The sequence below is a fragment of the Chitinimonas arctica genome (assembly GCF_007431345.1).
Lineage (GTDB): Bacteria > Pseudomonadota > Gammaproteobacteria > Burkholderiales > Chitinimonadaceae > Chitinimonas > Chitinimonas arctica.
Genome location: NZ_CP041730.1, coordinates 839782 through 864667 on the forward strand (window position 1 = coordinate 839782; position 24886 = coordinate 864667).

21 protein-coding genes and 1 pseudogene are annotated in these 24886 nt (G+C 60.8%); 6 read left to right on the forward strand and 16 right to left on the reverse strand.

From position 1 onward, the window contains the following. Window positions 1-191: 191 nt before the first annotated feature. The 6 genes from hrpA to FNU76_RS03695 all read left to right on the forward strand — a co-directional run bounded on the left by hrpA (window position 192) and on the right by FNU76_RS03695 (window position 10850). Window positions 192-4259 (forward strand): ATP-dependent RNA helicase HrpA, encoded by a 4068-nt coding sequence (gene hrpA / locus FNU76_RS03670; protein WP_143856448.1) that lies wholly within the window; start codon window positions 192-194, stop codon window positions 4257-4259. A gap of 208 nt (window positions 4260-4467) precedes the next feature. Then, window positions 4468-4743, forward strand: coding sequence for a helix-turn-helix transcriptional regulator (locus FNU76_RS03675; RefSeq protein ID WP_143856449.1), 276 nt, complete (start codon window positions 4468-4470; stop codon window positions 4741-4743). A gap of 2 nt (window positions 4744-4745) precedes the next feature. Further along, entirely contained in the window at window positions 4746-6071 is a 1326-nt protein-coding gene (locus FNU76_RS03680; protein WP_143856450.1) for a type II toxin-antitoxin system HipA family toxin, read from the forward strand. Between the two features lie 190 nt (window positions 6072-6261). Next, a complete protein-coding gene (locus FNU76_RS03685) occupies window positions 6262-9543 on the forward strand; it encodes a S41 family peptidase (RefSeq protein ID WP_143856451.1) in 3282 nt (1093 codons plus the stop codon). Between the two features lie 20 nt (window positions 9544-9563). Beyond that, window positions 9564-10133 (forward strand): DNA-3-methyladenine glycosylase I, encoded by a 570-nt coding sequence (locus FNU76_RS03690; protein WP_143856452.1) that lies wholly within the window; start codon window positions 9564-9566, stop codon window positions 10131-10133. A gap of 39 nt (window positions 10134-10172) precedes the next feature. Beyond that, window positions 10173-10850 carry an alpha/beta hydrolase gene (locus FNU76_RS03695; protein ID WP_143856453.1) on the forward strand — a complete coding sequence of 226 codons (678 nt, stop codon included), beginning with the start codon at window positions 10173-10175 and terminating at the stop codon, window positions 10848-10850. 93 nt (window positions 10851-10943) lie between these two features. Here FNU76_RS03695 and FNU76_RS03700 read toward each other — a convergent pair whose 3' ends face one another. From FNU76_RS03700 to rpoE, 16 genes and pseudogenes are all read right to left on the reverse strand, one after another. After that, entirely contained in the window at window positions 10944-11360 is a 417-nt protein-coding gene (locus tag FNU76_RS03700; RefSeq protein WP_143856454.1) for a type II toxin-antitoxin system VapC family toxin, read from the reverse strand. After that, window positions 11357-11611 carry a FitA-like ribbon-helix-helix domain-containing protein gene (locus FNU76_RS03705; RefSeq protein WP_143856455.1) on the reverse strand — a complete coding sequence of 85 codons (255 nt, stop codon included), beginning with the start codon at window positions 11609-11611 and terminating at the stop codon, window positions 11357-11359. Before FNU76_RS03705 ends, FNU76_RS03700 begins: the two co-directional genes overlap by 4 nt. Before the next feature lie 209 nt (window positions 11612-11820). Beyond that, entirely contained in the window at window positions 11821-13539 is a 1719-nt protein-coding gene (locus FNU76_RS03710) for a cyclic-di-GMP receptor FimW-related protein (RefSeq protein WP_143856456.1), read from the reverse strand. Next, entirely contained in the window at window positions 13539-13901 is a 363-nt protein-coding gene (locus tag FNU76_RS03715; RefSeq protein WP_143856457.1) for a SpoIIAA family protein, read from the reverse strand. The genes FNU76_RS03710 and FNU76_RS03715 overlap by 1 nt, the downstream gene beginning before the upstream one ends. 51 nt (window positions 13902-13952) lie before the next feature. Continuing rightward, complete coding sequence (gene acpS / locus FNU76_RS03720; RefSeq protein ID WP_143856458.1) at window positions 13953-14348, reverse strand: holo-ACP synthase; 396 nt, start codon at window positions 14346-14348, stop codon at window positions 13953-13955. Window position 14349: 1 nt separating this feature from the next. After that, entirely contained in the window at window positions 14350-15093 is a 744-nt protein-coding gene (recO, locus tag FNU76_RS03725) for a DNA repair protein RecO (protein WP_143856459.1), read from the reverse strand. Window positions 15094-15124: 31 nt separating this feature from the next. Beyond that, window positions 15125-16021: a GTPase Era gene (era, locus tag FNU76_RS03730; protein WP_143856460.1), complete on the reverse strand. Its 897-nt coding sequence runs from the start codon at window positions 16019-16021 to the stop codon at window positions 15125-15127. After that, complete coding sequence (gene rnc / locus FNU76_RS03735; protein WP_143856461.1) at window positions 16018-16713, reverse strand: ribonuclease III; 696 nt, start codon at window positions 16711-16713, stop codon at window positions 16018-16020. The genes era and rnc overlap by 4 nt, the downstream gene beginning before the upstream one ends. After that, a complete protein-coding gene (locus FNU76_RS03740) occupies window positions 16710-17075 on the reverse strand; it encodes a DUF4845 domain-containing protein (protein WP_143856462.1) in 366 nt (121 codons plus the stop codon). Before FNU76_RS03740 ends, rnc begins: the two co-directional genes overlap by 4 nt. A 293-nt stretch (window positions 17076-17368) precedes the next feature. Further along, window positions 17369-18340 carry a signal peptidase I gene (lepB, locus tag FNU76_RS03745; RefSeq protein ID WP_143856463.1) on the reverse strand — a complete coding sequence of 324 codons (972 nt, stop codon included), beginning with the start codon at window positions 18338-18340 and terminating at the stop codon, window positions 17369-17371. Between the two features lie 127 nt (window positions 18341-18467). After that, a pseudogene (lepA, locus tag FNU76_RS03750) lies at window positions 18468-20260 on the reverse strand (translation elongation factor 4). Between the two features lie 95 nt (window positions 20261-20355). Continuing rightward, entirely contained in the window at window positions 20356-20610 is a 255-nt protein-coding gene (locus FNU76_RS03755) for a glutaredoxin family protein (RefSeq protein ID WP_223879210.1), read from the reverse strand. Further along, entirely contained in the window at window positions 20603-22114 is a 1512-nt protein-coding gene (locus tag FNU76_RS03760; RefSeq protein ID WP_143856464.1) for a DegQ family serine endoprotease, read from the reverse strand. The genes FNU76_RS03755 and FNU76_RS03760 overlap by 8 nt, the downstream gene beginning before the upstream one ends. Window positions 22115-22286: 172 nt before the next feature. Then, window positions 22287-23261: a MucB/RseB C-terminal domain-containing protein gene (locus tag FNU76_RS03765; RefSeq protein WP_143856465.1), complete on the reverse strand. Its 975-nt coding sequence runs from the start codon at window positions 23259-23261 to the stop codon at window positions 22287-22289. A gap of 40 nt (window positions 23262-23301) precedes the next feature. Continuing rightward, complete coding sequence (locus tag FNU76_RS03770) at window positions 23302-23847, reverse strand: sigma-E factor negative regulatory protein (protein ID WP_143856466.1); 546 nt, start codon at window positions 23845-23847, stop codon at window positions 23302-23304. Between the two features lie 28 nt (window positions 23848-23875). Beyond that, window positions 23876-24481 (reverse strand): RNA polymerase sigma factor RpoE, encoded by a 606-nt coding sequence (rpoE, locus tag FNU76_RS03775; protein ID WP_144280568.1) that lies wholly within the window; start codon window positions 24479-24481, stop codon window positions 23876-23878. Window positions 24482-24886: the final 405 nt, after the last annotated feature.

Consider the following 24886-nt stretch of genomic DNA (forward strand, 5'->3'; position numbering starts at 1 on the left):
GGCGGGAACGGGCAAGCCAGCTCGTTCCCGCCGCCAGCCCAGGCCAAGGGTGTCCTCCAATATCAGCCCGGCCCGGATATAATGCGGCCGGCAAGACCCGCGACCCTCGCGCGGGTCTCCCTACGCCGCCGCACCTTGCTCCAAAGCGTGTGGCGCTCGTATCGATTCCGCTTATCAAGTCCTAGCCAGCCATGCTCCCAGCCCAGTTCGATCTCGCCCTTTCTTCCTGTCTGTTGCGCGATCACCATACCTTAAGGCAGAAACTGCGTTCGCTGCGTGAACGGCACAAGCAGGGACAGCCCACCGAACGTGCCGACGCGGAACTGGCGCAGGCCGTCGCCGCCTCGCAGGCCAAGTACGCCGCGCGCCTGGCCAAGCTGCCCAAACCGCAGTTCGACGAGTCCTTGCCGGTCAACCAGCGCCGCGACGAAGTGCGCAGTGCCATTGCAAAGCACCAGGTGGTCATCCTCTGCGGCGAGACCGGTTCGGGCAAGACCACCCAGCTGCCCAAGATCTGCCTGGAGTTGGGACGCGGTGTCGCCGGCCTGATCGGCCATACCCAGCCGCGCCGCCTGGCGGCCCGCACCGTGGCCAGCCGTATCGCCCAGGAGTTGAAGACCGAACTGGGCGACACGGTCGGCTACAAGGTGCGCTTTACCGACAAATCGTCCGAATTGAGCCTGGTCAAGCTGATGACCGACGGCATCCTGCTGGCCGAAACCCAGACCGACCGCTTTCTCAGCCAGTACGACACCATCATCGTCGACGAGGCGCACGAGCGTTCGCTCAATATCGATTTCCTGCTGGGTTTCCTGAAGCAACTGCTACCGCGCCGCCCCGACCTGAAATTGATCGTCACGTCCGCCACCATCGATGCCGAGCGATTCAGCCAGCATTTCGACGGCGCCCCGGTGATCGAGGTATCGGGCCGCACCTATCCGGTGGAGGTCCGTTATAAGGAGCTGCGTTCCAAGGACCAGGACGATGCCGACCTGGAAATGGAAGAAGCCGTGGTCGATGTGGTGCAGGATCTGTGGCGCAACGACGGCATGGGCGACGTACTGGTATTCATGCCGGGCGAGCGCGAGATTCGCGAAACCGCCGAGCAGCTGCGCCGCGCCAAGATCATGGGCGCCGAGATCGTGCCGCTGTTTGCCCGCCTGTCGGCCGAAGACCAGCAGAAGGTGTTCCGTCCCTCCAATGGCCGCCGCATCGTCCTCTCCACCAATGTGGCGGAAACCTCGCTGACCGTTCCCGGCATACGCTATGTGATCGACTCGGGCCTGGCACGGGTCAACCGCTACTCGCCGCGCGCCAAGGTCGAACAATTGCAGATCGAAAAGATCTCGCAGGCCTCGGCCCGCCAACGCGCCGGCCGCTGCGGCCGGGTGGCCGCCGGTATCTGCGTGCGGCTTTATAGCGAGAAGGATTTTCTGGGCCGGCCGGCCTTTACCGATCCGGAAATCCTGCGCTCTTCGCTGGCCGCCGTGATTCTGCGCATGCAGGCGCTCAAACTGGGACGGGTGGAGGACTTCCCTTTCCTGGAAGCGCCGCCCGGCCGCCTGATCGCCGACGGTTATGCCCTGCTGCATGAGCTGGGCGCGGTGGATAGCCTGGGCAGCCTGACCCGCCTGGGCCAGGAATTGGCCCGCCTGCCGATCGACCCCAAGATCGGCCGCATGATCCTGGCCGGCCGCGACGAAGGCTGCCTGGCCGAGCTGCTGATCATCGCTTCCGCCCTGAGCATCCAGGACCCGCGCGACCGCCCCTTCGAAGCGCGCGACGCAGCCGACCGCGCGCACGCCAAGTTCGCCGACGATAAATCCGATTTTGTCAGCCTGCTCAACCTCTGGCACTTCTTCGAACAGGCCCTGCAAAACAAGCAATCCAACAAGCTGCTGGTACAGGAATGCCATACCAATTTCCTCAGCTATCTGCGCATGCGCGAATGGCGCGAACTGCACAAGCAGCTGGCCGATATCGTCGAGGATATGGGCTGGAAGGTGCGCGACAGCCGCCCCGTCGACACGCCGGCACCTGCGGCACTGCCCGAGGCTGCACCCGGTGCCGGCAAGAAAGCCGAGAAAGCGCGCCAGCAAGCGGCGCAGAACCATCACGACGCCCTGCATCGGGCGCTGTGCGCCGGCCTCTTGGGCCAGGTCGGGATGAAGCAGCCGGACGAGGACGAGTACCTGGGCGCCCGCGGCATCAAATTCAGCATCTTTCCCGGCTCGGGCCTGAAGAAGAACCGGCCCAAATGGGTCATTTCGGCCGAACTGGTCGAAACCACCAAGCTATACGCCCGCTGCGTGGCGGCCATCCAGCCGGAATGGCTGGAAAAGCTGGCCGACCACCTGGTCAATCGCGACTATTTCGAACCGCACTGGGACGAGGGCATGGCCCAGGTCACCGCCAGCGAACGGGTCACCCTGTACGGCTTGCCGGTCATCGCCCGCCGCAAGGTGCACTTCGGTTCGATCCGGCCGGCCGAAGCACGCGAAATCATGTTGCGCGAAGGCCTGGCCGGGCGCCGCTTCAATACCCGCGCGGCGTTCTGGCTGCACAACGAAAAGCTCATCAGCGAGATCGAGGAACTGGAGCACAAGGCCCGCCGCCAGGACGTGCTGGTGGACGAGACGGTGCTGTTCGATTTCTACGACCAGCGGGTGCCGGCCGAGGTGATGAACGGCCAGGGTTTCGATGCCTGGCGCAAGCAGGCGGAAAAGGAACAGCCGCAGCTGCTTTTCCTCAATCGCGACGATCTGATGCGCCATGCCGGCGAGTCCATCACCGTGCAGCAGTTCCCCCCCACCCTGCCCTTGGATGGCCTGGAACTGCCGCTGGCCTATCGCTTCGAACCGGGCCATCCGCTGGACGGCGTCAGCGTGCAGTTGCCCTTGCATCTGCTCAACAAGGTCAATGGCCATGCTTTCGACTGGCTGGTGCCGGGCTTGATACGCGAGAAGATCACCCATCTGGTCAAATCGCTGCCCAAGTCTATCCGCCGCCTCTGCGTACCGGTGCCGGATTTCGTGACCCGCACCCTGGTCACGCTGGACAAGGCCGACCATCGCGCCGCACTGCTGCCGCAACTGGCCCAGGCCGTTGGGCGTGGCATTGGCCAACCGGTCGGCGTGGACGAATTCGATAGCGGCGACCTGCCCGGCCACCTGCGGATGAATATCCGAGTGGTGGATGACGCCGGCCAGGAATTGGCCAGCGGCCGCGATCTGGTCAGCCTGCGCGCCCAATTGGGCGAAGCGGCGCAAATGACCTTCCGCGAAGTAGCGGCCCAACCGGCCAAGGCGCCCGCCCCTGCCACCGCCAAAGGAAGCAAGGCGGCTGGCGCGCCGCCGGCTGGCGCACCCGCCTCACCCAAACCTGCCGCCGCCGGCCCCGCCATCGAAAAGGACGGTATCGTCAGCTGGAATTTCGGTGATCTGCCGGCCAAGCTGACCTTCGAGCGGGGCGGCGCCAAATTGACCGGGTATCCAGCCCTGGTGCCTTTCGAAGCCGCCTGCGCCATCCGTCTTTACGATACCGAGGCGGCGGCCGAAGCCGCCCATCGCCAGGGCGTGGTCCGGCTGATGCAGATGGAACTGAAGGAACAGGTCAAGCAGCTGCCCAAATGCTTTGCCAATTTCACCCAGAACGCCCTGCAACTGCGTGGCGTGGCCGATTCCGACAGCCTGATGAACGATCTGGTGGCCTGTGTCTGCGACCGCGCCTTTATCGGCGAAGACGCCCTGCCCCGCTCGCAAAAGGACTTCGACAATCAAAAGCAACGCGCCAAGGCACGCCTGCCCGCCGTGCGCGACGCCGCCTATCGCGTCCTGCAGGAGGTGGGCGGCGAGTACCAGCAATTGCAAGCCCAGCTGGCCAAGCCGGTCCGGCTGCAAAGCGAGCTGAAACAGCAGTTGAGCCGCCTGGTCTATCGCGGCTTCCTGCAAGACACGCCGTGGGAGCAGCTACCGCACCTGGGACGCTATCTGAAGGCCATCAAAGTGCGTCTGGAGAAATACAACGCCAACCAGGCACGCGATGCCCAGCGCGGTACCGACGTGGCGGCGCTATGGGCGCGCTGGGAGGCGGAACAGGACAAATGGCGCAAGTTGGGCCGCGACCCTGCCCCCTTGGCGCCCTTCCGCTGGATGCTGGAGGAATTGCGCGTCAGCCTGTTCGCCCAGGAACTTCGTACGCCCTACCCGGTATCGACCAAGCGGCTGAACAAGATCTGGGAGGATTTGCTCAGGCAATGAGGAAGCACTGAACCATGCGTGATCGGCTAGCTCATACGCAGACAAGCCATGCATGACCTTTCGGAGGCAGCAAAGAAGGAAAAATATCAACCTATTGCGTCAAATACTTTATTTAGCGCAATAGGTTGATATTTTGCATCTCAAGAAAATTTGAAATGCTTAACCTATTGATCCAGACTCATGAAATATTCTCAATAGGTTGATCCAAATGCCTCGTTACCGCGATGATATCAAACCGAACCTGCCGATTGCACTCCAACTGCAACTCGAGTCGCTAGGCGAAGCCATTCGCCACGCAAGGAAAGAACGCGGCCTCAACCAGCGTGCGCTGGCCGACATGATAGGCGTGGCACCAAACACGGTGGTGGCCATGGAGCAAGGCATGCCGACCGTTCAGATCGGGTCATATGCCCTTGCCATCTGGCACCTTGAAGTGCCTGGTGTGAACTTTGGTCCCCTGGACCGACTGCTCACGAGGGTTTGATCATGGCTCGGGAAACGCTAGTACATGTATGGCCCGCCGACGCTGTTGATCCCATAGTCGCGGGAGTCTTCCGGCTTGAACCTGATCGCAGAGTTGGCACCTTCACCTACGACGACCAATACCGTGCGGGCCATTTTCCCGGCTTAGCACCGGATATGCCGATCAAGAACAAGCAGATCAAGGTGATAAACGGTGATGCCATCTTCCCGTTATTTCGCGATGCAGGTCCAGACGACTGGGGGCGTCGCGTACTCGAACGCCGCCTGGGGCGTCCTGTGGATCTGTTCGAATCGCTAGTTCTCTGCCCTGTAGACGGGGTAGGCAATATCGCGTTAGGGGAGCTGGATTCGTCTCGATCAATTGCCTTAACGCTGGACGAGTTCCTTGAGCACTATGAGGCACTGGATACTGCAAAGAAACTTGCAGAAACCCATGTCGAAACGGCGGTGCTACAAGCGGTCAACAACGGTACCAGCCTGGGTGGGACTAAACCCAAACTTTCGATCGAGCGAAAGGATAAGCAATTCCTACTTAAATTTCCGGCGAACGGCGATACGCCTTGGTTACCTCACGTTGAGGCGGCATTGCTTTGCATGGCAACAAAATGCGGCATCAATGCCTGTAAAGCCGAAGTGTATCGCCTGCCTGGCAAAGAGAAATTCGGACTGCTTGTCGAGCGATTTGATAGGTACAAGGTTAACGGAGGGTTTGCGCGCATCCCTTACGTCAGCGCCCATTCGGTTTTAAGAATGGATATCGCAGAACTGAGGGCAGACCCTAGAGACATCGCACTTTACGCTACGCGAGGTTTCGATCCACAGTCTCTGGCCAGAAGCTATCCTGCATTCGCCGACGCAATGATGAGGTGGTGCGGTGGAAAAACCCATCATGCCGAGCAACTTCGCGAGCTGTGGCGCCGTATTGTTTTCAATGGCTTGGTTCGCAACATCGACGACCATACACGGAACCATGGTCTGATTTGTAGCGACCCCCATGCGGGCATCTGGCAGTTGTCCCCGGCCTTCGATGTCGTCACACCGGTTGCAGCCATGCGGCGACCTGCGATGTCAAGCGCCTACCGGTATGTGAAGGCGGGGCGACACGGCACAGGTACGAATACACCCCGTCTGGTTTGGAGCGCGAACCGAGAAGATCTTATCGAGGCAGCCGTCAGTCATTATCAGTATGAAAGGGAGGAGGCTTCAATGTGGTTTGAAGCAACCCAGCAGTACGTGCGGACGCATTGGCAAACCTCCCTGTTGGAACAAGGCATGCCGAATGAAGAAGTTGCCCGTTATGAAAATGCGCTTGGATTGGGTTGGGAATAAGCACTAGTGGATTACAAGCAGGGCACAGTCCCCAATTCGTAAGCGGTACTGCGTGCATGGGTTTGTCCTCCCCCTGCTCCCTGCCCGCCATTCATCCTCGCCCGCAACAAACCGTCGCAGGCCATTCAGTCCGGCACGGCAGGACGTGTACCATCGCCCTTTTTGTCATGTCTCACAAAAGGGATGGGCTGTGTTCAAACTATCGCGCGTTGCATTGACCACGGCGGCCGTGCTGGCCGCCTGGCCGGCTTGGGCTGCCGGCAATGGCTACTTCCGTTTTCCGTCGGTACGGAACGACACCCTGGTGTTCACCGCCGAGGGCGACCTCTGGTCCGCGCCGGCGAGTGGCGGCAACGCCCGTCGGCTGACCACCCACCCGGCCGAGGAAAACCGCTCGTCGATCTCGCCCGACGGTAAGTGGGTCGCCTTTTCCGCCGCGTACGAGGGACCGACCGAGGTCTACGTGATGCCCTTGGCGGGCGGCCTGCCCAAGCGTGTCAGCTTCGAGAACAGCCGTGCCTTTACCCTGGGCTGGACGCCGCAAGGCGAAGTCCTGTTCAGCGCCCAGCATGCCACCGGTCCGAACGCGCAGCGGGTGGTAGCGGCCGTCGCGCCGAAAACCCTGGCCAAGCGCATCTTTCCGCTGGCCGACGCCAACGACGCGGTGCTGGATGATAGCGGCGAGTATCTCTACTTCGTGCGCTTCGGCCTGGCCACCACCGGCGACAATGCTCGCCACTACCGGGGCGGCGCCTTGTCGCAACTTTGGCGCTATGCGCTGAAGGGCGGCCGGGAAGCGGAGCGTATCGGCCCGCAGGACAGCAATCTGCGCCGGCCGATGTGGTGGAATGGCCAGCTGGTGGTAATCAGCGACCAAAGCGGCCGCGATAATCTGTGGAGCATGCAGCCGGACGGCAGCAATTTCAGCCCGCTGACCCAGCATACGACTTTCGACGTGCGTTCGGCCAGCATGGGCAACGGGCGTATCGTCTATCAATTGGGCGCCGATCTGCGGCTATACGAACTGGCCGCCAAACGTGACCAGGCCGTGCCCATCAGCCTTGCCTCGGACTTCGATCAAATGCGCCCGCGCTGGCTGGAAAAACCACTGCGCTATATGAGCTCAAGCAAGCTCGCAGCCGAGGGGGACAAGGTTGCCATTACCGCCCGTGGCCGCGTCACCGTGGCCGGCATCGGCCCCATCCGCCGGGTCGATATCACGCAACCGCCCGGCAGCCGCCTTGGCGCCGCCGTGATCGGCAAGGACGGCAAGTGGCTGTATGCCATTTGCGACGCCAGCGGCGAGCAGGAAATCTGGCGCTTCCCGGCCGACGGCGGTAGCGGGGGCCATGCGCTTACCCATGATGGCAGCGTCGCGCGGGTGGACATCTACCCCTCGCCTGATGGCAAATGGTTGGCGCATAGCGACAAGCGCGGCCGCTTGTGGCTGTTGGAGCTGGCCAGCGGCAAGAATGAATTAGCGGATGACGGCAGCCTGGTCGGCAGCGATGAGTATGCCGACATCGTCTGGTCACCCGATAGCCGCGCCATCGCCCTGGTCCGGCCCACCAATAACCGCCAGCTGAACCAGATCGGCCTCTATTCCCTGGAGCACAAGCGCACCCACTGGCTGACCAGCGACAAGTACGAATCGACTTCGCCCAGCTTCAGCCCGGACAACAAATGGCTGTGGTTCCTGTCCAATCGCAGTTTCCAACTCCAGACCGGCAGCACCTGGGGCGATCGCAATACCGGCGCCCATCTCGACCGCCGCGGAAAAATCTATGCCTTGGCGCTACAGGCGGCCAATCGCTTCCCCTTCCAACCCAAGGATGAATTGCAGGCGGCCAAGCCCACGGTGGAAGACAAGCCGGCCGATGCCGCCAAGCCGGAAGCGAAGGAAGCCAGGAAATCCGACGCCAAGCCCGCCGCCATCCAGTTCGAAGGCCTGGCGGAGCGGCTGTTCGAAGTTCCCCTGCCGGCAGGCAATTTCAAAGCCGTGCAAAGCAGCGACAAGCGCCTCTACCTGCTGGAGCGCAACGACGGCAAGGATGAGCTGAAGAGCCTGGCAATCGACAACACCGTCCCCAAGGCCGAGTTGTTCGTCGCCGATGTCAACGAATTCGCCCTGTCGCAGGACGGCAAGAAACTGTTCTACCGCAAGGGCGACGACGATGGCGCCACCATGTATATCGTTGACGCCGCCGCCAAGGTGCCGGCCGAGCTTGGCCCGTCCAGCGTGCGTATAGGCGACTGGCGCATGCGTATCGATCCGCCGCAGGAATGGCGGCAGATGTTCGCAGATAGCTGGCGCGTGCACCGCGACCAGCTGTACGACCGCCAATTACGCGGCGTGGACTGGCTGGCGGTGCGCAAGCAGTATTTGCCGCTGCTGGATCGGGTGAGCGATCGCAGCGAGCTGGACGACGTCCTGGCGCAAATGGTGGCGGAAGTAGGCAGCCTGCATTCGCAGGTGGTGCCGGGCGATGTTCGCCGCAGCCAGGACGGCGCCACCGCAGCGGGATTGGGCGCCTTGCTGGAGCCGGTCATCAATGGCTGGAAAGTGGCGCATATCTACAAGAGCGAACGCGAACTGCCAAGCGAACGTTCTCCCTTGCAAGCGCCTGGCGTGGATGTCCGGGTGGGCGACGTGATCGTGGCGGTCAATGGCTACCGCAGCAACGAGATGCAGGATATCTCAGAATTGCTGCGCAACCAGGCCGGCCAGCAGGTGCTGCTGGAGGTCAAGCGTGGCGAAACGGCGGTGCGCCGCGTGGTGGTGACCCCGGTCAATGCCCAGCAGCACGCCGCGCTACGCTACACCGACTGGGAACAGCGCCGCCTCGAGTTGGTCGAGCGAGCCGGCCAGGGCAAGCTCGGTTATCTGCACCTGCGCGCCATGGGCAGCACCGACATGGCCAGCTTCGTGCGGGAGTTCTACGGCCAGTACGAACGGGATGGCTTGATCATCGACGTGCGCCGCAACAACGGCGGCAATATCGATAGCTGGATTATCGAAAAACTGCTGCGCCGGGTCTGGGCCTACTGGGCGCCCCCGGGTACCGCACCTTACGCCAATATGCAGCAGACCTTCCGCGGCCATCTGGTGGTCCTGACCGATGCGCTGACCTACTCCGACGGCGAGACCTTTGCCGCCGGCATCAAGGCGCTGAAACTTGGCCCGCTGATCGGTACGCGTACCGCCGGGGCCGGCGTATGGCTGTCCGACCGTAACAACCTGGTCGACGCAGGCCGGGCACGGGTAGCGGAATCGCCCCAATACGGCATGGATGGCCGCTGGATCATCGAAGGTGACGGGGTTCAGCCGGACATGGAAGTGGACAATCCCCCGCATGCGACCTTTATGGGCGAGGACAAGCAATTGGCCGCCGCCATTGCCTATCTGCAGCGCAAACTGGCCAGCGAACCGGTGGCGCCGCTCAAGCCGCAAGCCGTGCCGGCATTGCGATGAATCTGGATGGAGCCCACCAAATGACCGAAACCTGCCGCTGTTCCTGGGCCAACCCGAAGAATCCGCTTTACCTCGCCTATCACGACGAGGAATGGGGCGTGCCCTGCCACGACGAAGCCACGCTGTTCGAGATGCTCAATCTGGAAGGCGCGCAAGCCGGCCTCAGCTGGGAGACCATCCTGAACAAACGCGCCAACTATCGGGTCGCTTTCGATGGCTGGGATGCGGAGCGGATCGCCCTTTACGATGCGGTCAAGGTCGCCAGCCTGCTGGCCGACCCCGGCATCGTGCGCAACCGACTCAAGGTGGCGGCGACCATCGTGAATGCCCAGGCTTGGCTGCGGCTCCGCGACGAGGGGCTGAGCCTGGATCATTTGCTGTGGGATTATGTCGATGGGCGGGCCATTCAGAACAACTGGGCCAAGGGCGAAGTCCCGGCCAAGACGCCGCTGTCCGACCGGATCTCGAAAGACTTGTCCAAGCGGGGCTTCAAGTTTGTCGGCTCCACCATCATCTATGCCTATATGCAGGCGACCGGCCTGGTCAACGACCACACCGTGCATTGCTTCCGTCATGCGGCCCTGAAATAGCGCCGTGTTAGTTTCACCGTCTTTCAAAGGAAATAGCCGATGAGCCAACTGCTCGACGCGATCGAAATGGAGACCAAGCCCCAGGTGGCCTGGTCGGTAATCTGGATGCATGGCCTGGGCGCCGACGGCAACGACTTTGTCTCCATCGTGCCGGAACTGGGCCTGGCCGAGCAGGCCGGCGTACGCTTTATCTTCCCGCATGCACCGATGATTCCGGTCACCTGCAATAACGGCTATGTGATGCGGGCCTGGTACGACATCCTGGAGCTGGACAGCATCAGCCGCCGGGTGGACGAAGCAGGTATCCGCCTGAGCTGCAAAGCGATCCAGGCGCTGATCGCCCGTGAGAATCAGCGCGGCATCCCCAGCGAGCGCATCGTGCTGGCCGGTTTTTCGCAAGGCGGCGCCATGGCTTATAGCGTGGGACTGACCCACCCTGAGCGGCTGGCCGGCATTATCGCCCTATCGACCTATATTCCCTCCGCCAGCCTGCTGGCCACGGAAAGCAGCCCGGCCAACCGGACCACGCCGGTATTCGCCGCCCACGGCCTGCAAGACCCCGTCGTGCCCTACGCGCTGGGCGAAGCGGCTGCCAATCAGGTAGCGGCGGCCGGCAATCCGAGCAGCTGGCATAGCTACAACATGCCGCATTCGGTATGCATGGAAGAGATCATGGCGATCGGCGTGTGGCTGAAGGCGCGGATGGCGGGGGCTTAGGGAACGACAAAGAACTCATTCCGGTGAGTCCAAAGGTACGCATGCCGAACTGCCGTACCTTTGCTCTCATCACTAGCCGCTAGAGGGACCTTGCTATGCTTCCCACGGATTGATGACGGAAACGCCGGCGGCCTCGTAAGGGGCCATATCGCGCGACGCCACGATGAAACGCCGCGACGCGGCAATCGCAGCGATGTAGCCGTCAGGTATTGGGAATCCTCGTCCGCCAGCCTTGGCGTTCACTGCAAGCTCGGCATAGTGCCGTGCCGCATGGGTATCGAAGGGCAGCACCCGCTCGCCGAATAGGCCCATCAGGCCATCAAGGGTCCGTGCCAGACTATCCTTTCGCCTACCAGCTGGGAGTGCAGCGATGCCAAACAGTAATTCGGCCTGAGTCACACTGGACAGATATAACGTTTCGGCAGCTTGATCGTTCAGCCAAGCCCGCACGGCTGGATGCGGCTCGGGTTTCATCGCCTCTGAAACGACGTTGGTATCGAGGACGATCATTCAAATCTCAGCGGCTCGGCCGGCGTTCTATCTTTTACTCGGTCGAAGATCTCGAAATCCTCGTTGCTCAGGCCGTTCTGGCGGCCCAATGCCGCCAGGGCATCACCCATGCGAACACGCTCTTCCGGCTTGACCGCCATCGCCAGAATTTCTCGGACCTCAGCCTCGGTACTGCGCCCATGTTGCGCTGCCCGTACCCGTAAAGCGCGATGCACATCGTCAGGCAGATTGCGTACGGTCAGCATTGCCATGTAAGCACCATGCATAAATGATTTCGACGCATTCATTGTAAAATTTTGAATGCATCGCCGCAAGCCATTAAAAGCTTACAACCATAGCAAAGGCAAACCATCCCCACGCACTGTGGATAAATCCAGGCATAAGTCGCGAGTAAGTCCTGCAAGTCCCTGTTCGCCTTGGCTTTGGAAGGCGCCGCCTGTTTTTTAAGCAGACGCGCCTTTCAAGCGTCGCGGCGCAGCAGCTCGACCGAGGTCCAGATCCAGTCCGGTCCCTTTTCGAGGGTTTCGCCGATCCGGATCATAAAGGCCTTTTCCCTGGCCACCAGATGATAGAGCCGCCCTGGCGCATAGTCGGCCGCGTGCATCAATACGGTATTGATGCGTTTGCCCTCGCCCAGATACGGGATATAGAGGGCATTCTTGCGCAGTACCAGGCCGACCGTATCGATGCCCTCCCCCACCACCGGTACATGGCGTTCTTCATCCAGCGATTTCATGCTGGCGGCTACCGGCGTATTGGTCAGGATCTGCACACCGGCGTAGATCTGCTCGGGGTTGATTCGGTTGAGCCTGCGGATAACGGCGATCATCCAGCTCGATTGCTCGTCGTTGCGCACGGCCAGTAGTACGCCCAAGCGTACCCAGTCGTGTCCTTCGACCGGCAGGATGGCGCCGAAGCCGCCGGCCGATTGGTTTTCCACCACCCATTCGTCGTGCTCGATGGACTTGGCCTTGTTCGCATAGGCATGGTTGCGCGACTGCGCCTGTACCAGCTTTTGCCGGGTCCGTTCGGTCACGTAGCCGTACAGCTTCATATCCATCACTTCGTCGCCGTCCGGCGTGCCGCGCACGCTGGCACGCGCCATGGCGCGCTCGTCGTCGAAGCGCACCGCGGAAAACACCGTGGCAAGGCCGGAGGTGATCTGCACCAGCTTATTGACCTTGGTACGTTCGCTGCGATTGGTATCCTGGCTACGCTCGCGCGACCAGAGGATCTCCAATTGGCGCAGGAATTCCAGGCAGGACGGCATGCGCGCATCGTCGCCCAGGCCCAGGCGGGCAGGCGAATCGCCGGCTTCCAGCTGGTTCATCAGCTTGCCCATCTCCGCCAGCAAGGCGCCCACGCCCCAGAAGCGCAGCATATCGCCTTCGATCGCTTCGTTGATCTTGACCGCGCCCATGGGCTCGGCCAGGTTGACGCAGAACTGGTGTACACCGTCGCGGTACTTGCGTTCCACCTGCACATTGCCGGACCAGATCGACAGCCAGCGGTCAGCCCAGTCGAACTGGCGCAGACTGAAATTGCCGTTATGCAAGGACGACAGCATCTGGATACGGATAAATTCATCCGCGCAGGAGGTCGGCTGGGTTTCCTGGTCGGGATAGAGGCGGAAGGCCTGGCTATCCACGCCGCTGACTTCCGCCAGCCGGTAGAGTTGATTGGCCGTTGCCCACAGCGTGGCCGGCGGATTCTGGAAGCGGAAGTAATGCCACTTCACCTGGATGCCGACATAGTGCATGGCGCGGGCCAGCATCAGGGCGGTCGACTGGATAAAGCCGGCTTCCTCGCCCAGGGCGGGTTCCTCGAGGCGGACGAAGGGCTCATAGGCTGCCAGCATGGCGCGCGCGAAACCGACGATATCGTCCCATAGCTTTTCTTCTATGGCCTTGCCGGCACGGGGATTCTGAATGTATTGCTGGCGAACCTGCTCGTAGGTGGGCTGGATTTTTTCGTCGATGACGAACAAGGCCTGCAGCGTAGCCAGGTTGACGGAATTACGGCCTTCTATCTTGGCCACCATATCCCGTACGGCGGATAGCTGGGTACTGATGTCTTCCTGTTTGATCTCGCGCATCCAGGTCATGGCCGTGCGCGGCTCGGACAGTGGATCCGTGTCGCGCTTGACCATGCCGGTCAGGGATTCGAACAGACGGCGCATCAGCCTTCCACCGGTTGTATTTCAAGCAACCAGCTTTCCGCCTGTTGCAGATTATCGAAGACCAGCACGTCGCTATCCACGAACAGACGCGCCACCCAGGTCGCCCAGGTCGTCCATTGGTCGCTGGTCACCACGGCGATGCGGCCGAACTCGGTGGCATGCTGGCGGGAGAAGCGTATTTCCTCCCACACCACATCCAGGGTGTAGCCCAACATGCCGCTGAGATCGAACAGCAAATTGGGTCGCCCGCGAAACTTCAGCTCATACAGTACGTTCTCTTCGAACTCCCGGTAATCCGCCAAGGTGAATTCGCCGGCAATCGAGGCGAGCACCGCGTGATCCTTGTGTTCGATGGCAATCATCTAGGAGTGTCCTCTTGGTATGACGGTTGAATGGTAACCCGTATGACCCAGTTATAGGCAAGCCGTTCCGGCGCTTTCCAGTATAACGAAAGCCACGGCGGACAATCGTTCATCGCTGAGCGACAGATGGGCATTTTGAATACCCTGTTGTCGCAATAACTGCTGGATCGCCGGATCGAAAATCAGGATGGGTCTGCCGGCTTCATCATGACCGACACCAATGCCGGCCAGCGTGACCGGTGGCCGGATACCGGTACCCAAGGCCTTGGCGAAGGCTTCCTTGGCTGCCCAGCGTTTGGCCAGGAAGCGCGCCGGATCGCTCGCGGCGGCGAACTCGACCTGCTCGTCCGGTGCCAGCAGGCGGGCGAGCAGGCGTTGGCCATGTCGCTGATAACTGTGGCCCAGGCGGGCTATTTCGACAATATCGGTACCGATTCCAAAGATCATTTCAAAGCTTATGCAAGTCGCGCAGAATTTTTCGGGTATGCAGCGGGGCGTCGCCCAGCAACTCGGCCAGCAGTACCCGCATCAACTGTTTGGCCTGCAGTGCCGATTGCGGCTCGCTATAGTCACCCGCGGCCATGGCAGCGAGACTTCGGCCGGACAAACCCACGCCCATGCCCGCCGGGATTTCGTTCGCGGGGACAATGCCTCGTCCACTCAGGAAACGATACTCCCTGGCCGCTTCCACGGGCTGGCCATGTAGATCGCGTGCCAAGGTCAAGCCATATCCCAGCTCGGTCAGCAAGGTCAGTTCGAAGCGCCGCAGGACGGGTTCGACCTCGGTAGGCGCCTTGGCAAGCGCGATCGCGGCGAGCCGATAAGCGTCGAACAGGCCGGGATGGGCATCTTCACGCGGCACCAAGCGCAGCAGCAACTCGTTCAGGTAGAAGCCGCAGATCAGCGGCAAGCCCGTCAGCTGCGCTACCCCGCCCTGCCATTCGGCGGCATGCAGGGTTTTCAGCTCGCCGCCGCCGAACCACGACAGCATCAAGGGCTGAAAAGCCAGCAAATTGCCCCGCAAGCTGGAAGTCGGCCGCCGCGCGCCACGCGCCACCAAGGCCACCCGCCCATGCTGGCGGCTGAGTACCTCGACGATCAGGCTGGTTTCCTTGTACGGATAGCTGTGCAACAACCAGCACGGCGTGGCTTCGACGCGCTGTTTGCTGCGGGCAAAAGTAACGGCGGCCATCAGCAGTTGCCGCGGTCAAGGGCGATGCCGGTCACTCGTAACCGAATTGCCGTACCAAGCGGGTGTCGTCCGCCCAACCGCTCTTGACCTTGACGAAGACCTCCAGATAGACCGTGCAATCGAACATTTTTTCCATGTCGGTACGCGCCTGGGTGGAGATTTCCTTGAGCTTGTCGCCATCGTGGCCGATGATGATGGCCTTTTGCGCGTCGCGGTCCACCAGGATGGAGGCGAAAATGCGGCGCAGATTGCCTTCCTCTTCGTACTTCTCGATCTCCACCGCGGTGGAGTAAGGTAGTTCGTCGCCAACCAGGCGGAATATTTTTTCCCGTATCAGTTCCGAAGCGAGGAAACGCTCGCTGCGGTCGGTGACCTGGTCTTCCTCGTACATCGGCGCGCCTTCAGGCAGCAAGGGCTTGATCACATCGACCAATACATCGATCTTCATGATCTTCTTGGCCGATACCGGCACGATGGCGTGGAACTCGAACTGGGTCGCCATGCGCTGGATAAACGGCAGTAGCTGGCCCTTATCCTTCAGTAGATCGGCCTTGTTGAGCACCAGGATGACCGGGCGATGCTTGGGCAACAGCTTGATGACTTCCAGATCGCGCGCATCGAATTTACTGGCCTCGATCACGAACAAGACCGCATCCACATCCGATAAGGTGGTGGTGACGCCACGGTTCATGGCGTCGTTCAAGGCGCTCTTGTACTTGGTCTGGAAGCCCGGCGTATCGACAAAGACGAATTGGGCATCCGGATCGGTACGGATACCGGTAATGCGATGGCGCGTCGTCTGCGCCTTGCGCGAGACGATGCTGATCTTCTGGCCAATCAAACGATTGAGCAGGGTGGACTTGCCCACATTGGGGCGCCCGACAATGGCGATATAACCAGTGCGGAAGGGAATTGCTTGTTCGGTCATGGCTTGTGCGCTTTCCTGACTGTGGGCAGAGCATCGAGCGCGCGGGTTGCGGCTTCCTGCTCGGCGGCCCGGCGACTCGCGCCTTCGCCCTTGGCAGCCAACGCCAACTCGGCAATCTGGCATTCCACGACGAAATGCTGATCATGCGCCTCGCCGTGCTGGCTGACGATACGGTATTGCGGGAGGGCCAGCCTGCGTGCCTGCAACCATTCCTGCAACTTGGTCTTGCTGTCCTTGCCATGCGTCTCTGGATCGATGGCGGCGATCTTGGGGCCCAGCAGCAAGGCGATGGTCCGGCTGGCCGCGACAAAGTCCTGATCCAGGCAGATGGCGGCGAAGATCGCCTCCAAGGTGTCGGCCAGGATGGACGGCCGTTGAAAACCGCCGCTGCGGGCTTCGCCATCGCCCAGGCGGACGTAATCGCTCAGCTTCAGTGCTTGCGCCAGCTCGGCCAGCGTTTCCTTCTTCACCAGGCTGGCGCGTAGCCGCGATAATTCGCCCTCGCTGCGTTCGGGAAAGGCATCGAACAGCAGCCTGGCCACCACGGCATTGAGTATGCTGTCGCCCAGGAATTCCAGGCGCTCATTATGCGGCACGCCAAAGCTGCGGTGGGTCAGGGCTTGGCCGAGCTTGCCCTGATCGCGAAAATGGTAGGAGAGCGCGGTTTCGAGCCGCGCGGTTTCACCACTCACTTGCCGGCGCCGCCATGGCGTTCCTCGGCGGTGAAGTCGAATAGCAGGCTGACATTGGCGACCAGCGGTATCACACGCTGGTAGGCCACGGTAACCGTGGTGCCCTGCTGATCCTGCAAGATCTCCAGGTCTTCGCCCTTGACCGAGGAAATGTTCTCGATATTGGCCCGCTTGTCGAACGACTCGCGGATATCCGAGACCGGTGCACCGGATTGTTCGACCACCAGCTTCTTGAGCACCGATTTGACGCCGAAGTACTCGCTGTAGGCGGGAATCAATTTAAGCGAGAGGACCAGGGCGCCCCCGAGGATAATGCCCCAGGCAAGCATGGTCACCATGCTGAGGCCACGTTGCTTTTGCATGCTATTTCCTTTTTTATAAGTACGTTGGCGCGAAACAACTAGGACGCACTGAAATATTGCGCGTACTCAAATCGCAGTTCACCACCCGGCAAAGCCGGGTGTTCACGGACTTTGATAAATCAACGATTCCCTCGCTGACTTATCCCACTCCCCCTTACCCGGGCGGCCCCGCCCTCGCCCTGCGAGGGAGCCTCGCTGACGCTCGTTGGCGAGTTAGATCAGTGTATCTCTACGTGATCCGCGCCATTCTAGGGAGACTCGCAAGTTTTGTGAACTTCCGATACGTCCCCGGACTATTGGATACGTGTTCCGATGCGGCTGAAGTCGCCGAAATTCATCCAGATCAGGAAGGCCCGTCCGGCCAGGTGGTCGTCCGGTACGAAGCCCCAGTAGCGGCCATCGTTGCTGTTGTCGCGATTGTCGCCCAGCATCAGGTATCGATTGGGCGGCACGGTGCAGGTAAAGCCGGTCTCGTCGTGCTGGCAATTTTCGCGCATGGGAAAATCCACCACGGAAGCGGGTTGCAGGGTGGGCGTGCCCGGCACATTCAAGGTGTCGTGCGGCTTGTTGCCCAGGGTTTCGCGCATCCTGATCGCCTGCACGGTTTCTACGCCGGTGTCGGAATAAGGATAGTCGCCGACCGGAATGCTATCCACCTTGACGCCATTGATGGTCAGCAGCTTGTTGTGATACTCGACCTTGTCGCCCGGCAGGCCGATCACCCGCTTGATGAAATTGATCTTGGTATCCTGCGGATAGTGGAATACCACCACGTCGCCACGTTCCGGCTTGCCCATCGGAATGATAGGGATATTCAGGAAGGGAATCCGCACGCCATAGGCCGACTTATTGATCAGGATGAAGTCGCCCACCACCAGGCCGGGCCGCATGGAACTGGACGGGATCTGCATCGGTTCGACCACGAAAGTCTTGCCCAGGCCGATCAGGGCCAACACCAGGGCGTTGGAAAAGCCGAAGGCGGCCCAGTCGGGCAGGTTCCGTTCATTGCCCTTGGCCTTGTAGCCGCGCAGGCGGGCGATCAGCGCCAGCACGCTTGCCACCATCATCACGACGAAGAACAGATCGCTTGGGTTGGCGATCATGGAGAGCGCACCCCACGCCCCCACCAAAATCAGGAAGTAGCCCCATAAGGCACCTTCGTTCATCTGCTCGGCATCGTAGACCGGCGTGGCGTTTCGGCGAGCACGCCAAATCAGGATGGGCCCGAGAATCAGGGCGGCAAAGGCGAGCAAAGTCCATTTCATGCGGGCTTCCTTGGCTTTTCTAGTAGTTACGTGGAGCTTGCAGCCTAACGGGAACAAGGACCGCCAGGGATGCTGAAAAGACGAAACGCGGTTTGATGCGTTCGAAACACCAAACCGCGCGATTCATTTACTTATCGCTTACCTGCAGGATGGCCAGGAAAGCCTCTTGCGGAATTTCGACATTACCTACTTGTTTCATCCGTTTTTTACCAGCCTTTTGCTTGTCGAGCAGTTTGCGCTTACGCGAGATATCGCCGCCATAACACTTGGCCAGCACATCCTTGCGTACCGCCTTGACCGTTTCGCGGGCGATGATCTGGGCGCCGATGGCTGCCTGGATGGCGATGTCGAACATTTGGCGCGGAATCAGCTCGCGCATCTTCGAAACCAGCTCGCGACCGCGATAATGGCTGGTGGCACGGTGCACGATCAAGCTGAGGGCATCCACCCGTTCGCTATTGACCAGCACATCGAGCTTGACCAGATCGTCGGCACGGAACTCCTTGAAGTCGTAATCGAGCGAAGCATAGCCACGCGATACCGACTTGAGGCGGTCGAAGAAGTCCATCACCACTTCGGCCATGGGCATGTCATAGGTCAGCATCACTTGCCGGCCCATGTATTGCATATTGCGTTGGTTGCCACGCTTGAGATTACACAGCGTCATGACCGCGCCGACGTATTCCTGCGGCATCAGAATGGTGGCGGTGATGATGGGCTCGCGTATCTCCTCGATCTTGCCCAGGTCGGGCAGGCGCGACGGATTCTCGATTTCGATCAGATCCCCATCACGCATCAGGACCTGGTAGACCACGGTGGGTGCCGTGGTGATCAGGTCCATGTCGAATTCGCGTTCCAGACGTTCCTGCACGATCTCCAGATGCAGCAAGCCGAGGAAACCGCAACGGAAACCAAAACCCAGCGCTTGCGAGACTTCCGGCTCGAAATGCAGGGAGGCGTCGTTGAGCTTGAGCTTTTCGAGGGAGTCGCGCAGCGAATCGTAATCGTGCGATTCGACCGGGTAGAGCCCGGCGAAAACCTGCGACTTTACTTCCTTGAAGCCTGGCAGCGGCTCTTCGGCGGCCGGCTTGACCAGGGTAATGGTGTCGCCCACCTTGGCGGAGGCGATGTCCTTGATCCCGGCGATGATAAAGCCCACCTCCCCGGCACGCAGCGCATCGCGCTGTACCGACTTGGGCGTGAACACGCCGACCTGTTCGCATAGATGCTGCGCCTTGGTGGACATGAACAGCAATTTGTCCTTGGGCTTGACCTGGCCATCCACCACCCGGACAAGCATCACCACGCCGACATAGTTGTCGAACCAGGAATCGATGATCAGCGCCTTGAGCGGACCGTCGGGATTGCCGCCCGGCGCGGGGATCTTGGCAATCACGGCTTCGAGGATATCCTCGATGCCGATACCGTTCTTGGCCGAAGCACGCACCGCATCGGTCGCCTCGATACCGACGATATCCTCGATCTCGGCGATCACCCGGTCGGGCTCGGCTGCCGGCAAGTCGATCTTGTTCAGCACCGCGACCACTTCCACGCCTTGTTCCAACGCGGTATAGCAGTTCGCCACCGTCTGCGCTTCGACGCCTTGCGAGGCATCCACGACCAGCAGCGCGCCTTCGCAAGCGGCCAGGCTGCGGCTTACTTCGTAGCTGAAGTCGACGTGACCGGGGTATCGATCAGATTGAGGTTGTAGATCTGCCCGTCGCGCGCCTTGTAATGCAGCGCCGCGGTCTGGGCCTTGATGGTGATGCCGCGTTCCTTCTCGATATCCATCGAGTCAAGAACCTGCTCACTCATCTCGCGCAGCTCCAGGCCACCGCAGAACTGGATAAATCGGTCTGCCAGCGTGGATTTGCCGTGGTCGATATGGGCGATGATGGAGAAATTGCGGATGTGATTCATAGACTTCGAGCCTTAGCGGCCGGGACACCAATCAAGGTAAGGCGGCATGAAAAATGGGCACGTTGCTACGTGCCCACGTTGAATTTCAAGTGATTTTACCGGATTCGGGCCAGATAAGCATCCAGCGCCATTCGATTGAGGTGATAGAAGCAGATGATCTCGTCCTGATCGCCCGTCAGGACAGGCACCATCCGGTCATATTTCTCTTCGGCGGCGTCGCTATCGTCGATATCGAACCAGACGATATCGAGATGCAGATCCGGCGCCAGCAGACGCAATTCCTCCCGCATCTGCTGGCACAACCCGCAATATTCACGCCCGTAGAGGGTGAGCAGTGCGAGTTCAGTCACTGGATTTCTCGGACTTGTCGCCCAGCTTCAGGCTGACGAACATGGCCGCTTCGCCGCGACGGATCCGCAATGCCACCGAACTACCCGCCTTGGCGGCGGACAGCACACCGTCCAGGTGCGCCAGGGACTTCACGTCTTCCCCGGCGATACCCACGATCACATCGCCTGGCTGGATACCGGCCCGCGCCGCGGGGCCATTGACGTCGACAACCTGCAGCCCGAATTTCAGGCCCAGTTGCCGCAGCAGGCGCGGATCGGCTTCGCGCACGGCCAAACCGGATTTGGCGCCCGCCTCGCTCTTCCTGTCGGCTTTCCGCTCACGTTGCGCGGAACGTCCGTCAGCGGCCTGCTCAAGCTCGACTACCGTTACGGTCAGGGTCTTGGCAGCCTTGTCGCGCCAGATCTCGACCGGCACGCTGGCGCCGGGCTTGGTCGCACCCACGGTGCGCTGCAGGTCGGCCCCGTCGCCGATCTCGACACCGTTGAACTTGAGGATCACGTCACCCGCCTTGATACCGGCTTTACCCGCGGGGGCATCCGCCTCGACATTGTTGATCAGCGCGCCTTTGCCGGATTTCAATCCGAAATCGCGCGCCAGGTCATCGGTCAGGGGCTGGATGGTCACGCCCATGCGGCCGCGCGTTACCTTGCCATGGCTTTTGAGCTGGTTGACGATCTGCATGGCGGTATCGATGGGAATCGCGAAGGACAAGCCCATATAGCCGCCGGAACGGCTGAATATCTGCGAATTGATGCCGACCACTTCGCCGCGCACATTGAACAGCGGGCCACCCGAATTGCCCGGGTTTACCGCGGCATCGGTCTGGATAAAGGGAACGAAGTTCTCGTCTGGCAGGTTACGGCCCTTGCCGCTGACGATACCGGCAGTGACCGAGTTATCCAGGCCGAAAGGCGAGCCGATTGCCACCACCCATTCACCGACCTTGAGTTTTTCGCTGGACCCCAGGTCCACCACGGGCAAACCCTTGGCTTCGATCTTCAGCACCGCCACATCGGTACGGGCATCCGCGCCGATGACCTTGGCCTTGAACTCGCGCTTGTCGATCAGCTTGACGGTAATCTCGTCGGCGTTGGCCACCACGTGGGCATTGGTCAGGACATAGCCATCGGCATCGAAGATAAAGCCGGAGCCCAGCGATTTGGCTGTTTCGTCACGCTGCGGCCCAGGCCGTTGCTGCTGTCCGCCGGGCGGTACGGGGAGGCCGAAGCGACGGAAGAATTCGAACGGATCGTCTTCGCCGAATTCGGGCATCTGGTTGCGGTTGGCCCGTATGGTCTGGGTAGTGCTGATATTGACGACAGCACGCCCTTCCCTGTCGACCAGGGCGCTGAAGTCCGGCAGGCCGGCAACCAGGGGCGCGGCGGTGGCGGCCACCGCCGGCGCCAGGGCAGCTACCTTGGAGGGCGTTTCCACGGCGGCGGCTTCGGTACAGGCGGTTAAACCGCAAGCAAATAACAAAGCGGTCAACAGGCTGTGTTTCATACAAGCTATCCTTTTTTTAGTTGACGGAGAAAGGGGAGACGCAATCGCGGCCACCACAATAGCGGCCGCTTGAGTTCGCTATTTCGAGCACGCCCCGACACATGAGTTCCCTTAGGGACCTCACCTGCGACGGACATGCCGAAAGCGCCGACCAACGGTTCATTTCAACGAACTATCGGGGCGAAAAAGCCAGGGAGAACAGCTGGACGGTGCGCAAGGGCACTTCTCCCAGGGCCGTGATACGCCACCCATCGGCCTGGCGCGAGAAGAAGTTGAAGTTGCTCTTGCCCTGCGTCAGCGGCAGGCTGACCGGACCATTGCCGGCCGGCTCGATAAAGACCGAGACCGTCGCCATGCCATCGCTGTAGAGATAATGCAGCACGGGCAGCTGTTTGCCGGGCAACTGGCTGCGCGTTTCCTTGATCAGCCTAAAACCGCTGGGGAGATTGACGGTGTCGAATTGCGCCATTGCGACGGCCGGCGCCAGACCGGCGGAGGGACGCGGTGGATCGGCCGGCAGGGCGCGCGACGCCAATACCGACTTCAGCAAGCGCTTTTCGATCTGGCCGCCGATATCGAGCTGGGTAAAGGAAAAATGCTCCAGCACTTCACCGTGTTCCGGCCCGTACATGGTGCTCTTCAGCATCAGGCCGGAGTTCGGTTCCACGCACAGCTTATGTGGATGGCGCAGCCTATCCTTGGGCTCCAACAGGATGGACTGACAGTCATGGCCAGCTACCCGTTCGATATTCAGGCGCTTGAAATTGTAGTTATTCAATACGTCGACGGCTTGGTCGGGGATGACGCCAGGAAAGAATTTGTTGGCGGCACGCCTGTCCAGGGTAAACGGCTTTAGATCAGGCACATAGCCGACGATCTGGTCGTTGTTGCGCACGAACTCTCGCGGCAGGCCATCCAGCGACTCGCGCCTTTCCTGCTCGCCGGCCGCATCGAATTGATGCACCAGCCGGAAAGTCTCCATCACATCGGCGTGCTGATAAAAATACACGCCGCTGTAATTGAGCGACCTGGCAGCCACGCCCATTTTCTTCAGCAGATTCGCCGACTCATTGGTCGTCATCAAATCCGCGGCATGCGCCGAAGCAGCCAGCAGCAGCAGGCCGCACAAGCCCGATCGCAGTCTCATGGCAGGCCTTACGCGTCGCACGGCGGTAGCGGCACGAATATCAATGGCGCGCGGTGCCACGTTCAGCCTCCGCCCCGGTCAGGACGACTGCACGATGGTTGAAGCCAGGGTTGCCCAGCAAGGCCTGATGCGCGACCAGGTACGGATTGACCTCATCGACCGCCGGCTTGATGGCCTGGTTGGCGGCGAACTGCGCCTGCGGCGCGGCGACGACACCCGTCCCATTGCCCACATACCAGGCAGTGGCACTGACCAGGGCAACGGAGGCTGCCATGGAAAAGGCAACCCAGCGTTTATGGGGCCGCATATGGAACATGGAGGCACCCTGCCGAACCACGTCTCGTCGGATCGCGCTCTGCTTCATTGCATTAGGCGCCAAGATCGTCGGTTCGGCTTCCAGCCGGGCCGAGAAATTGGCAAGGAAGTTGTCGGAAAGGACTGGCCGACCATGCATCGCGTCGCCAATCAAGTGGTATTCGTGCCAAGACTCCGCGCAGGCGTCGTCTTCGTCGATAGAAGCGATCAGCTCCGCAAGCTCATGGTCATCCCACTCGCCGTCCATCAATGCCGAGAGTTTTTCCTGCATGTTCAGCACCCATCTGCCCTGTAGGTTTTTACCAACGCCGGTCTTTGCCAGCTGATTCGATCATCGGCCGTAGCCGTGTCGCAATCGCTTCACGTGCCCGAAAAATCCGCGAACGCACTGTCCCGATCGGACAATTCATCATCGCGGCGATATCTTCATACGATAGGCCATCCATCTCACGCAGCGTTATCGCGGTACGTAACTCTTCAGGCAACGCATCTACCGCTTGGTTCACCGTCCTGACGATTTGCCGGTTCATCAACTCGGTTTCCGGCGTATTCATATCCGGCAACTGCGATGCGGTATCGAGGGTATCACCATCTTCATCTTCGTACTCGGTCGACAGCAAGGGCCGACGTTTGAGCGAAGCAAGATAGTTCTTCGCGGTGTTGATCGCGATACGGTACAGCCAAGTGTAGAACGCGCTTTCGCCACGGAAAGCCGGCAGCGCGCGGTAGGCCTTGATAAAGGCTTCCTGCGTCACGTCTTCGATCTCGGCCTGGTCGCGTATCATGCGACTCAACAAGCGTCCGACCTTGCGATGGTACTTGGCTACGAGCAGCTCGAACGCCTTCTTGTCGCCGCTCTGCACGCGCAGTACCAATTCGTGGTCGATGTCCCGCTCACTCGACATAGCTACTGTTTTCCCCTGGCTATTGGCGACCACCTGCGGCATTGCCGCCTCAACCGGGGACACATGCGGGCGGGCCGGGATTTTTTCACGGGTCCGTGCCGTTGCGCGCGTTTTTGTTCGCTCGGCCCCCCAGGCATCAAGCAAGTCTACGGGCTGAAGTGTAATGGATTCCATCTGAAGTGGGCCTTTCCGCTCTCTTCCCTTGCGGGTAACAGGTCAAAGACCGGCCGGTTTCAGGAAAGTTCAAACTATTTTTGGTCCAACTGAAAATTTATCCCGCGCGCCGCAGCGCCGGCATCGCCAAACGCCACTCGCTCCCTCTCCTGGCCCGGTGCATCCCGGGGTCTCGCCCTTCGCGCCGGTGCTTGACCGAGCCGGGCGCGGCGATGGTGGTGGCGTCCACAA